The sequence below is a fragment of the Bacteroides sp. AM54-2NS genome (genome assembly GCF_003602935.1).
In the GTDB taxonomy this organism is placed as follows: domain Bacteria; phylum Bacteroidota; class Bacteroidia; order Bacteroidales; family Bacteroidaceae; genus Bacteroides; species Bacteroides xylanisolvens.
This window is the reverse complement of sequence record NZ_QTMZ01000051.1, coordinates 21909-34576: the sequence shown is the minus strand read 5'-3', so window position 1 is coordinate 34576 and position 12668 is coordinate 21909. Positions and strand designations below refer to the sequence as shown.

Annotated in this window: 8 protein-coding genes, 1 tRNA gene and 1 pseudogene; 6 read left to right on the top strand and 4 right to left on the bottom strand. The window is 42.8% G+C overall.

What is annotated here, in order from left to right; genetic code table 11:
* Positions 1 to 838 precede the first annotated feature (838 nt).
* Positions 839 to 2296, bottom strand: a complete 1458-nt coding sequence (locus DXA05_RS21910) for an aminoacyl-histidine dipeptidase (RefSeq protein ID WP_128859632.1) — start codon at positions 2294 to 2296, stop codon at positions 839 to 841.
* A 121-nt stretch (positions 2297 to 2417) separates the two neighbouring features.
* On the bottom strand, positions 2418 to 3404 hold the full coding sequence (locus DXA05_RS21905) for a lysylphosphatidylglycerol synthase transmembrane domain-containing protein (RefSeq protein ID WP_004315816.1): 987 nt from the start codon (positions 3402 to 3404) through the stop codon (positions 2418 to 2420).
* Between the two features lie 116 nt (positions 3405 to 3520).
* Between DXA05_RS21905 and rsmA the strand changes: the two genes are divergently transcribed.
* The 3 genes and pseudogenes from rsmA (at position 3521) to DXA05_RS21890 (ending at position 7659) form a co-directional block, all read left to right on the top strand.
* Positions 3521 to 4321, top strand: coding sequence for a 16S rRNA (adenine(1518)-N(6)/adenine(1519)-N(6))-dimethyltransferase RsmA (gene rsmA / locus DXA05_RS21900; RefSeq protein ID WP_128859631.1), 801 nt, complete (start codon positions 3521 to 3523; stop codon positions 4319 to 4321).
* A 61-nt stretch (positions 4322 to 4382) separates the two neighbouring features.
* Positions 4383 to 5720: pseudogene (gene mgtE, locus DXA05_RS21895) on the top strand (magnesium transporter).
* 85 nt (positions 5721 to 5805) lie between these two features.
* Positions 5806 to 7659, top strand: coding sequence for a DUF349 domain-containing protein (locus DXA05_RS21890; RefSeq protein WP_004301408.1), 1854 nt, complete (start codon positions 5806 to 5808; stop codon positions 7657 to 7659).
* A gap of 339 nt (positions 7660 to 7998) precedes the next feature.
* Here the strand turns inward: DXA05_RS21890 and DXA05_RS21885 are convergent.
* Positions 7999 to 8069, bottom strand: a tRNA-Gln gene (locus DXA05_RS21885).
* 264 nt (positions 8070 to 8333) lie between these two features.
* Here DXA05_RS21885 and rsfS point away from each other — a divergent pair.
* From rsfS to DXA05_RS21870, 3 genes are read left to right on the top strand one after another with little or no spacing between them, the layout of a single operon-like run.
* Positions 8334 to 8693: a ribosome silencing factor gene (gene rsfS, locus DXA05_RS21880; protein ID WP_004310984.1), complete on the top strand. Its 360-nt coding sequence runs from the start codon at positions 8334 to 8336 to the stop codon at positions 8691 to 8693.
* A 9-nt stretch (positions 8694 to 8702) separates the two neighbouring features.
* Positions 8703 to 10856: an ATP-dependent zinc metalloprotease FtsH gene (gene ftsH, locus DXA05_RS21875; protein ID WP_008020636.1), complete on the top strand. Its 2154-nt coding sequence runs from the start codon at positions 8703 to 8705 to the stop codon at positions 10854 to 10856.
* Positions 10857 to 10872: 16 nt separating this feature from the next.
* Entirely contained in the window at positions 10873 to 11721 is an 849-nt protein-coding gene (locus DXA05_RS21870) for a phosphatidate cytidylyltransferase (RefSeq protein WP_008020633.1), read from the top strand.
* A 106-nt stretch (positions 11722 to 11827) separates the two neighbouring features.
* Here the strand turns inward: DXA05_RS21870 and DXA05_RS21865 are convergent, their stop codons facing one another.
* Complete coding sequence (locus tag DXA05_RS21865) at positions 11828 to 12619, bottom strand: NigD-like protein (protein WP_004310987.1); 792 nt, start codon at positions 12617 to 12619, stop codon at positions 11828 to 11830.
* Positions 12620 to 12668 lie beyond the last annotated feature (49 nt).

The window sequence follows — 12668 nt, the reverse complement described above, 5'->3', positions numbered from 1 at the left end:
AAGCGGTAAAAAGGCAGATGTACAATAGGGCAGGAAGCAAACTACTGAGAGCCAAGATTCTTTATTCACAATAGAAGAAGTACCACCAAATTTGACGAAGAACCCTTTTCAACTTTATAGTATGAGGATTACGCGTCAAAATTAGGGTCACAACCGTAAGTCATAAACCAAATTCACCTCTGCGTCCTCCGTGTCCTCTGTGGTGAAAAGAATCAAAACTGCACCGACATGAGTTAAATGCTCTTTCATTTTATTCCCCGCCTCACCCTATATCTCTTTTATATAGAAAAAGTGGGGATATCGTCTTTAATAACGTATCCCCACTCTAACCTAGTTAATGTACTCTTTCTCATTTCTCAATTCTGTACCCCCATGAAAGCATTTCATTACGACCTACTTCACTAAGGATTTTTCTAACTAAAGAACTCATTTTCTTTGCCATAATCTTTAAAACTTTAAATTACTAATTCCTGAAAACTAAAAAATAAAACTTACTTGTTTGGTTTAGCATTAATTGTCGAATATCCCCAAACATGTACATCGGCTTCGCCGATCTTTCTAAACAATCTTTTTAAACTTTTCATTTTGTTATCCTCTTAATTACATGTTTTATAACACAAAAATACGGCCTTTGTTTATACATTGACCTAAAAAAGAGAGAAATTTATGTTTTATAGCATATTTCTTGATTTGCATCAATTAATTTATTTGTTATGAAATAAAATTGTAATATAGCCTGCAACAAATATGACAAAAAGGCACGGATGAGATTTCATCCGTGCCTCGCTATAAATACCTATTATATAATAGGAGAATATTTACATTATAAAGAATACGCTTATTTCAGTGGAGTTTGTTCTAAAGTAGCCACCAGGAAGTCGTAGAACTTCCGTACAGTAGAAATCAATGCTCTTTCGTCCGGTGAGTGCGGTGAACGCAAAGTCGGGCCAAAAGAAATCATATCCAATCCCGGAATAATAGCACCGATAATACCACATTCCAAGCCTGCGTGGATTACTTTCACTGCAGGTTCTACCCCAAATTGCTGCTTATAAGAGGCTTTCATCGCATGCAAAATCGGAGAATTAACATCAGGCTGCCAACCGGAATATCCACCAGTCATTTCCACCTTCATACCTGCCATAGAGAAACAAGACTCCAAGCTGGTAGTCAGATATTCCTTCATGCTATCACTCGAGCTGCGAGCCAGAATCTTAATAGCTGCTTTTCCTCCACCAATCGTAATAATAGCAAGATTGGAAGAAGTCTCTACCGTATCCGGAACAGTAGGAATCATACGGGTCACACCGTTCTGACAAGCAAAGATTGCATCAATCAGATTGTCCTGAATCTCTTCAGGCACTTGACCCGCAGGAACTTCCACACGTTCAGCCGTAAAGCTGATCGGTGTTTCAATTGCCGAATATTCTTCATTGAACAGGTCTTCACAGTATTTCACCAAGCCCAATAGTTCTTCTTCATTTTCAGCCGGAATGGTAATAACCGCATGTGCTTCACGTGGGATAGCATTACGCATATTACCACCTTCCCAGCTAGCCAAACGGGCTTCATAGCTGGCAACCGCTTCACGAACGAAACGAACCAGCAACTTATTAGCATTGGCACGTCCTTCATTGATTTCCAATCCCGAATGTCCGCCACGTAATCCTTTCAATGTAACTTTCACTGCAATATCTCCTGCTTCGGGAGCTACTTCTTTATATTCCAAAGTTGCAGTTACATCCATACCTCCGGCACAACCAATATACAATTCGCCTTCATCTTCCGAGTCCAGATTCAAAAGAATCTCTCCGTTCAGTGTACCCGGCTTCAAGCCGAATGCACCGTACATGCCGGTTTCTTCGTCTTTCGTGATAAGAGCTTCCAAAGGACCGTGTTTCAGGTCTTTTGCTTCCAACACGGCCATAATAGCAGCTACACCCAGTCCGTTGTCTGCGCCCAGAGTAGTGCCTTTTGCTTTTACCCAGTCACCGTCTATATAAGTTTCAATCGGATCTTTTTCAAAATCGTGTACAGTATCGTTGTTCTTCTGCGGAACCATATCCATGTGCGCCTGAAGAATCACACCTTTCCGGTTTTCCATACCCGGAGTGGCGGGTTTACGGATAATCACATTACCTGCTTCGTCTACAAAAGACTCCAGCCCCAGCTCTTTTCCGAAACCTAAAAGAAATGCTGTAATCTTTTCCATGTGTCCTGACGGACGGGGAATCTGTGTCAACGAATAAAAATGCTTCCACACGTTCTGTGGAGCTAAAGAAAGAATGGTACTCATAATAAATATTTTAAAACTATTTTAAATCTGATAATTAAACAGTGCCAAGTTATGGAAAAGTTTTCAGATGACAAAGGAGGTTGGCAAAAACATGTAAGAATATACACTTTTAGCTAAAAATTTACGCCCGATGTCTATTGGTGAACGGCAGAGCAGCCAAGCCGTACACACCCAATAAAACAACCAAAAAGGTTTGAATACCGTGTACAATCAGGGCAAATATTCCGGCATCCGTCACGTTTACTCCATAAAGCATCATCATAGAAATGATGGCAAAATGCCAGGGTCCCGCTCCGTTAGGGGTAGGCACAATTACGGCAAACGTGCCGCCAACAAACATGACCAATGCCGCAAGGATACCCAAATGTGCCGTAAAGGCAAAGCAATAGAATGTAAAATAGAAATGGAGAAAGTAACAAGCCCAAATAGCCAGTGTATAAAAAATAAAGAGGGGAATGTTGCGCACGCCTTTTAAAGACATAATTCCTTCCCATATATTCAATACAAATCCTTTCACCCGTTCATAGAAGAACAACGTTTTTCTTAAATAATAAAGAAGTATCACCACACCAATAAAACAAAACAGAATGATATAAAACCACACTGAAGTCAACAAGTGGACTAATGAAGGGATTTTCGTTCCGGTCTGCTGAAGGAAAGTGACGAATATCGGTAATTGGAGCAATACAGTGATGCCTGTGATGAGGAGAATAGTCAACGTATCGACCAACCGCTCCGTAACGACTGTTCCCAACGACTTGGCAAACGAGACATTATCATATTTCGCCAACACTCCGCAACGGCTCACCTCCCCGATCCGGGGAACCACCAGACTGGCAGCGTATGAAATGAAGATAGCATTCACGCAATCGCTCTTTTTCGGGAAAGCGTCCAACGGTTCCAATGTCTGTCTCCACCGCCAACCACGAAAGACTTGCGCAAACACTCCGAACAATAACGAGAAGAGCATCCACCACCAATTTGTACCGTGTAACAACACATCGCCCGCTTTTGTAAAATCAAAGTCGCGATATACCCAGAATAAGATAAAGCCGCCTAAAACAACCGGTAATATCAGTTTCAGCGTCTTTTTTAATAGTTTCTTCATCCTTAATTCTTCATTAGCTTCGCTGACACATCATTTATTTTTTAATAAATAGTGGTACGTTCTTCATTTAAAAGAATTACCTTTGTCAGCTGCAAAAGTAATTATTTAGTTGGTAAATGAAATTAGTAAAGCCTAAAAAGTTTCTCGGACAACACTTTCTGAAAGATCTGAAAGTTGCGCAAGATATTGCCGATACAGTCGATACCTTCCCCGAACTACCTATTTTAGAGGTGGGGCCGGGTATGGGAGTATTGACCCAGTTTCTAGTAAAGAAAGACCGATTGGTAAAGGTCGTAGAAGTTGACTATGAGTCGGTTGCTTATCTTCGCGAAGCCTATCCGTCACTGGAAGACCACATCATCGAGGATGACTTCTTGAAAATGAATCTTCACCGGTTGTTCGACGGGAAGCCTTTCGTACTGACTGGTAATTACCCGTATAATATTTCCAGCCAAATCTTTTTCAAGATGCTGGACAACAAAGATATCGTCCCTTGTTGCACGGGAATGATTCAAAAAGAGGTAGCCGAACGTATTGCAGCCGGACCGGGCAGCAAGACATACGGTATCCTTAGCGTATTGATACAGGCATGGTATAAAGTGGAATATTTGTTCACTGTCAGCGAACACGTGTTCAATCCGCCTCCCAAAGTGAAAAGCGCTGTTATCCGTATGACACGCAACGAGACTAAAGAGTTGGGATGCGACGAAAAACTGTTCAAGCAAGTAGTGAAAACGACCTTCAACCAGCGACGGAAAACATTGCGCAACTCCATCAAACCTATTTTAGGCAAAGATTGTCCGCTCACGGAGGACATCTTATTTAATAAACGCCCGGAACAACTATCGGTAGCCGAATTTATCGATCTGACCAATAAAGTGGAAGAAGCACTAAAGACAGCCGGCAACACCCAATAATTGGCGGGCAACAGTGAGCAGAGAACTGGATTTTGTAATTCGTAATTTGTAATTGACAACGATGAACGAGGAATACATTGACAACGTTAAACACCTTATTGAGCAAAAAGACGCCGACAAGGTAAAAGGTCTTCTCATCGACCTCCATCCGGCCGACATCGCCGAATTGTGCAATGACCTGAATGCGGAAGAGGCTAAGTTCGTCTATCGCCTGCTCGATAACGAAATTGCTGCCGACGTGCTTGTCGAAATGGACGAAGATGCTCGTAAAGAGCTGCTCGAAATGCTCCTTCGGAGACAATCGCCAAACGTTTCGTTGACTACATGGACACGGATGATGCCGTAGACCTGATGCGTGAACTCGATGAAGACAAGCAGGAAGAGGTTCTTTCGCACATCGAGGACATCGAACAGGCAGGAGACATCGTCGACTTGTTGAAATACGACGAAAATACCGCCGGTGGTTTGATGGGTACGGAAATGGTACTCGTCAACGAAAACTGGAGTATGCCCGAATGTCTGAAAGAGATGCGGCAACAGGCGGAAGAGCTGGACGAAATCTATTACGTATATGTCATTGACGATGACGAACGTCTGCGAGGTATCTTCCCGCTCAAAAAGATGATTACTTCCCCTTCTGTATCCAAAGTGAAACACGTGATGCAGAAAGATCCGATTTCGGTACACGTAGATACTCCCATTGACGAGGTAGTACAGGCGATTGAGAAGTATGACTTGGTGGCTATCCCCGTTGTCGACAGTATCGGTCGGCTTGTGGGACAAATCACCGTCGACGACGTCATGGATGAAGTCCGTGAGCAGTCGGAACGTGACTATCAGTTGGCATCCGGTCTTTCGCAGGACGTAGAAACAGACGATAATGTATTGAGACAGACCACCGCCCGCCTCCCCTGGCTATTAATCGGTATGATCGGCGGAATCGGCAACTCTATGATATTGGGTAATTTCGACTCCACCTTTGCTGCCCATCCCGAATGGCACTGTACATCCCGCTAATCGGTGGTACAGGAGGAAATGTCGGAACACAATCTTCGGCAATCATCGTACAAGGTTTGGCAAACAGCTCGCTGGACGCTAAAAACACGTTCAAGCAGATTACCAAGGAATCGGTAGTAGCTTTAATTAATGCCACTATTATCTCCTTATTAGTATACACCTACAACTTTATCAGGTTCGGCGCAACGGCTACGGTCACCTATTCCGTATCCATCAGCTGTTTGCCGTGGTAATGTTCGCTTCTATTTTCGGGACACTGGTACCGATGACATTGGAGAAGTTCAAAATCGATCCAGCCATTGCAACAGGTCCGTTTATAGCCATTACAAATGACATCATCGGAATGATGTTGTACATGGGAATAACCGTTTTATTGTCATAAAAACACGATAAACAAAAAAAAATAAGCAAAATAGTATGAAGTAATCGTTTTATTTCATTAATTTGTGACCCAAAACTAATATACAATGATGGACGCTCATGACACTAATCAACCCTTGAACCAAGGGGAATTAGAAGAAGAAAAGAAAACAGTCGAGGTTTCTGAAGCTATTACAGAGACTCCGGCTGAAGATGTTACTGCCGAAGTTCAACCTGAAGCAGCTCCTAAACCTGCCACTAAGGAAGATGTACTAAACCAGCTAAAAGAGCTTGCGCAAGATGCTGAAAATGCGAACAAGCAGGATATTGACAATCTGAAACAATCATTCTACAAGTTACATAATGCCGAGTTGGAAGCTGCTAAGGTACAGTTTACAGACAACGGTGGAAACATTGAAGATTTTGTTGCCGAAGAGGACCCGACGGAAGAAGAATTCAAACGTCTGATGGGGGTTATCAAGGAAAAACGCAGCAAACAGGTTGCCGAGCTGGAACGCCAAAAGGAAGAAAACCTGCAAGTGAAACTTTCCATTATTGAAGAACTGAAAGAATTGGTGGAATCCGGAGATGACGCCAACAAATCTTATACAGAGTTCAAGAAGCTGCAACAGCAATGGAATGATACGAAACTGGTGCCGCAAGGTAAAGTGAATGAACTTTGGAAAAACTATCAATTATATGTAGAGAAGTTCTACGATTTATTGAAACTGAACAATGAATTCCGCGAATATGACTTCAAAAAGAATCTGGAAATCAAAACACATCTCTGCGAAGCTGCCGAAAAGTTGGCTGACGAGGAAGATGTTGTTTCCGCTTTCCACCAACTTCAGAAGTTGCATCAGGAGTTCCGCGATACAGGTCCGGTAGCCAAAGAACTGCGTGATGAAATCTGGAATCGGTTTAAAGCAGCTTCTACCGCTGTCAACCGCCGCCATCAGCAGCACTTCGAATCGTTGAAAGAAGCCGAACAGCATAATTTGGATCAAAAAACCGTCATCTGCGAAATCGTTGAAGCGATTGAGTATGATGAACTGAAAACATTCTCTGCCTGGGAAAACAAGACCCAGGAAGTGATTGCCTTGCAAAACAAATGGAAAACTATCGGTTTTGCGCCCCAGAAGATGAATGTGAAGATCTTCGAGCGTTTCCGCCATGCCTGCGATGATTTCTTCAAGAAGAAAGGAGAATTCTTCAAGAGCCTGAAAGAAGGAATGAACGAGAATCTGGAAAAGAAGAAAGCGCTCTGCGAAAAAGCGGAAGCCTTGAAAGATAGTACAGACTGGAAAGTAACTGCCGATGCACTGACCAAACTTCAAAAAGAATGGAAGACCATCGGACCTGTTGCCAAGAAACACTCGGATGCTATCTGGAAACGGTTTATCACAGCTTGCGACTACTTCTTCGAACAAAAGAACAAAGCTACTTCTTCACAACGTTCTGTAGAAACAGAGAATATGGAAAAGAAGAAAGCGTTGATCGAGAAGTTATCCGCTATTGATGAAAGCATGGATACCGAAGAAGCAAGTACCTTGGTTCGGGATTTAATGAAAGAGTGGAACTCTATCGGTCATGTGCCGTTCAAAGAAAAAGATAAGTTATACAAGCAGTATCACGGAATCATCGATCAGCTATTCGACCGCTTTAACATCAATGCTTCCAACAAGAAGTTAAGTAACTTCCGTTCGAATATCAGCAATATCCAGGGAAGCGGTACTCAATCTCTGTACAGAGAACGTGAAAAGCTGGTACGTACTTATGAGAATATGAAGAATGAGCTTCAGACTTATGAGAACAATCTGGGCTTCCTGACTTCTACTTCTAAGAAAGGCAGCAGCCTGCTGACTGAATTGAACCGCAAGGTAGATAAGTTGAAAGCAGACTTGGAACTGGTATTACAAAAGATCAAAGTAATCGATGAATCAATAAAAGCAGAAGAATAAGAGTTCTGCCCGATTTAGAAAAATTAGAAACAGGTTTTATACTCACTTGAGCTATAAAACCTGTTTTTCTTTTCTACTAAACAAGACGACAGCCAGTTTAAGGATTTATTCTTTATCAATCAACTTCACGGCTTTTCATAAGATTAGCGTTTTTCGGACTATCAACATGCATTCGTGTCACCGAATTTGCCACCGAGGAACTTTTTTTTTAAAACTTCCAGTGACCTATTATGTGACCTCTTGATGGTGAGAAGTTTAGAGACACATACTATTAAACATGCAAAAAAGCCGTTATTACCTAGTAATAACGGCTTTTAGCTTATTTTGTCTTATAATTTGTTGGGCTACCTGGATTCGAACCAGGAATGACAGGACCAGAATCTGTAGTGTTACCATTACACCATAGCCCAATGATTTTCGTTTGCGGGTGCAAAGATACAAATATTTTGGGAATTCAAAACAAATCCGATATTTTTTTTGCAAAAATGTCCAAATAAGCTTTCCAAACAAAAGTATCTCCACTAAAAAACACAAAAATTGAGGGATAACTTTCTTGTATCCAATAAATCAGCGTATATTTGTCAAAAATATCACGTTTATTATCAGAAACAAAGGGTCACCTTTTTTTGTTATAAACAAATAGAGAACATGAATTATTAATCCCAATTACAGGAATGAACGATACTAAAGTATTAATTGAAAAAATAAAAGAAGGAATTCAAGAGAAAAAAGGTAAAAAGATAGTCGTTGCCGATTTAACCAGCATAGAAGATACCATCTGTAAATATTTCGTTATCTGTCAGGGAAATTCTCCCAGTCAAGTGAGTGCAATAGTAGATTCAATCAAGGAATTTACACGCAAAGGTGCGGACAGCAAGCCTTATGCAATCGACGGACTCCGAAATGCAGAATGGGTAGCTATGGACTATGCCGATGTATTGGTACACGTTTTTTTGCCGGAGACAAGAGCTTTTTATAATCTTGAGCACCTCTGGGCAGATGCTAAACTTACTCAAATCCCCGATCTAGACTAATTAATGATTATGGACAATAATAATAGCAATAATAACAATAGCAATAAACCTAACAATAAGGTTAATATGCCCAAGTTCAACCTGAACTGGATGTATATGATTATTGCCCTTATGCTTCTCGGCCTCTGGTGGGGCAGTGATTCAAAAGGAGCAGGAAGCAAAGCTGTAACTTACAGCGAGTTTCAGGACTATGTTAAAAAGGGTTATGTCAGCAAAGTATTGGGTTATGAAGATAAATCAATCGAAGCTTTCCTCAAACCGACTGCCGTAGGGGCTGTTTTTGGAGCCGACTCTACCAAGGTGGGACGCAACCCTGTCATTACAAGTAGAACCCCGTCTACCGATAAACTGGAAGAGTTTTTGCAGGCAGAAAAGGAAGCCGGTCATTTTGACGGTTCATCCGACTATCCGCCCAAATCGGATATTTTCCCCGCAATTCTGATTCAGGTACTCCCGCTTGTCTTGCTGGTTGCGTTATGGATATTCTTCATGCGCCGTATGAGCGGAGGCGGCAGTGGTGGCCCCGGCGGCGTATTTAATGTAGGAAAATCAAAAGCCCAGCTTTTTGAAAAAGGCGGAGCCATCAAGATTACATTTAAAGATGTAGCGGGGCTGGCCGAAGCAAAACAAGAAGTGGAGGAAATCGTAGAGTTCTTAAAAGAACCGCAGAAATATACGGATTTGGGAGGTAAGATACCCAAGGGAGCATTGCTGGTAGGCCCTCCGGGAACCGGTAAAACATTGCTTGCCAAAGCTGTGGCCGGCGAAGCGAATGTGCCTTTCTTCTCATTGGCAGGTTCCGACTTCGTGGAAATGTTTGTGGGTGTAGGTGCATCCCGTGTTCGCGACTTGTTTAAACAGGCTAAAGAAAAAGCTCCCTGTATCGTCTTTATTGATGAGATTGATGCCGTAGGACGTGCCCGTGGCAAGAACCCTGCAATGGGAGGAAATGACGAACGCGAAAACACATTGAACCAGTTGCTGACAGAAATGGACGGTTTCGGTTCCAATAGCGGTGTGATTATCCTTGCTGCTACCAACCGTGTAGACGTACTCGACAAGGCACTGCTCCGTGCAGGACGTTTTGACCGTCAGATACACGTGGATCTGCCCGACTTGAACGAACGTAAAGAAGTATTTGGCGTGCATTTGCGCCCGATTAAAATAGACGATAGTGTAGATGTGGACTTGCTGGCACGTCAGACACCGGGATTCTCGGGTGCAGATATTGCCAATGTCTGCAATGAGGCTGCACTGATCGCTGCCCGCCACGGGAAGAAATTCGTAAGCAAGCAGGACTTCCTGGATGCAGTAGACCGCATCATCGGTGGTCTGGAAAAGAAAACCAAGATTACAACGGAAGCAGAAAGACGCTCCATCGCTTTGCATGAAGCAGGACACGCCTCTATCTCCTGGTTGTTGGAATATGCCAACCCATTGATTAAGGTTACGATTGTTCCTCGCGGACGTGCATTGGGAGCTGCCTGGTATCTGCCGGAAGAACGTCAGATCACTACCAAGGAGCAGATGCTGGACGAAATGTGTGCTACTTTGGGAGGACGCGCCGCTGAAGATTTATTCCTCGGCCGCATCTCAACTGGTGCCATGAACGACCTGGAAAGGGTGACTAAGCAGGCATACGGCATGATTGCTTATTTAGGTATGAGCGACAAGCTGCCAAACTTATGTTATTACAACAATGATGAATATTCTTTCAACCGTCCATACAGCGAAAAGACAGCCGAATTGATTGACGAAGAAGTCAAGAGAATGGTAAACGAGCAGTATGACCGTGCCAAGAGAATTCTGTCAGAGAATAAAGAAGGACACAACGAACTGACGCAATTACTGATTGACAAAGAAGTAATCTTCGCGGAAGACGTTGAACGTATCTTCGGTAAACGCCCTTGGGCTTCCCGCTCGGAAGAAATCATGGCTGCTAAAGAAAGCCAGGATGCCGCAAGAGCTGAAAGAGAACTTGCCCAAAAGCTGAAAGAAGAAGAAAAAGAAATCAAAGAAGAGGAAGCTGAAAATACCGCAAAGGAAAAACAAGCACCCATAGACACCAAAGTTGCCGCAGAAGGTAAAAAGGTTACTGTGGAGGGCAAAGTTACCGTAGAGGGTAAATCCAATGGGGAAAAACAAGCTAACGGGTCCAACTAATTAAAACGAATAGATTTTGATTAACAATTTCATAAAACGAGCTATTACGGGTGTACTCTTCGTTGCCATCTTGGTAGGGTGCATCCTTTATGACGCATTCAGCTTTGGTATTCTGTTCACCGCTATCAGCGCACTGACCATTTATGAGTTCGGACAGCTGGTAAATATGCGCGCAGAAGGAGTGAAGATAAACAAGACCATTAATATGCTCGGCGGGGCTTACCTATTCCTTGCAGTCATGGGATTCTGCATTGATGCGGCCGATTCGAAGATATTCATCCCGTATGTGCTTTTATTGCTTTACATGATGATTAGCGAGTTGTATCTGAAAAAGGAAAACCCGGTACTTAACTGGGCTTATTCTATGCTTAGCCAACTTTATATCGGACTGCCTTTTGCTTTGCTAAATGTATTGGCATTCCATAACGATCCGGGATCAGAATACAGTAGCGTAAGTTACAATCCTATCCTACCGCTATCTATCTTTATTTTCCTCTGGCTGAATGACACGGGAGCCTATTGCATCGGTTCATTGATCGGCAAACACCGGTTGTTTGAACGTATCTCTCCCAAGAAATCATGGGAAGGTTCTATCGGCGGCGGAGTGGTAGCAATCGGAGTATCTTTTATACTCGCTCACTACTTCCCATTTATGTCAATGATTGAATGGGCAGGACTGGCACTGGTGGTTGTTATATTCGGTACATGGGGCGACCTGACGGAGTCGTTATTGAAACGCCAGTTGCACGTTAAGGATTCGGGAACCATTCTTCCGGGACACGGTGGGATGCTCGACCGCTTTGACAGTTCCCTGATGGCTATACCGGCAGCAGTCGTTTATCTATATGCATTAACATGGTTCTAACGGGGGATTCTTTCTCAATCGATTAGAGCTGAAACAAAATACAAAAGGTCGGGAACTTCTACAGAAGTATCCCGACCTTTTTCACACACAGTAAATCATAGTTAGGTTATCGGATCGAAGAAGTGGAATGAACATCCTTTGCTGCTTCCGGTACACCGACCGGATGATCCAGATCAAGCACAATCACTCTTCCTTCTCCATGTTCTCTTGAGTTTATTGTCACCTTAAACCCTTTAGGTGCTACCCAGGAATCTTTCGGCGTAGGGAAGAACTTTTCCAGATTATAAGAAACTCGTCCCCATCCCCAATAGTCAGTCACATCCTCATACGTATTATAACGCAGTTCCAAATGTATGTAACCATCTTCATCCACATTCAATGTTCCCGGTTCTGACGGTTCGCCCGGCTCTCCCGGTTCCATCTTATTTTGCACAAGGCTGATACGATGTTTCTCCGAACGAGGCAACTCCTGACGGAAAATTACGTTCAGGAACTTTCCTCCCAACCACATATCACCCTGATAAATCAGAATAGGATCATTTCCGAATTCTTCCGCTTCTTCCTCTGTCGACATATCTTCCACTTCTTTTGTCAACAGTTCCTGTATGCCTTCCATCTTCACCTGAACTCCTTTTCCTCCTTCCATGTCATACAAAGGATTGAAAAAAGCCACAACACGTTCACCGTCCACTGGTTTAAACCAAGGAATAGAAGTAGCAACCGGATCAATCACCCCCCAATTATCACCTTCCAAATAATATCCTCCTCCACCGGTTGCACGAACAGTCGCCCAGTCCCAGCTGAAATCTCCAATAGAATAACCATCATCATCACATGATTGCAACATTGGTACTAATGCCAATAATAAGATTCCTAAAAGCCACTTAAATTTTTTCATATCTTTTTCCTTTCTTTATTTTAGTCTTCTGCTTTATAAATAAAAAAGC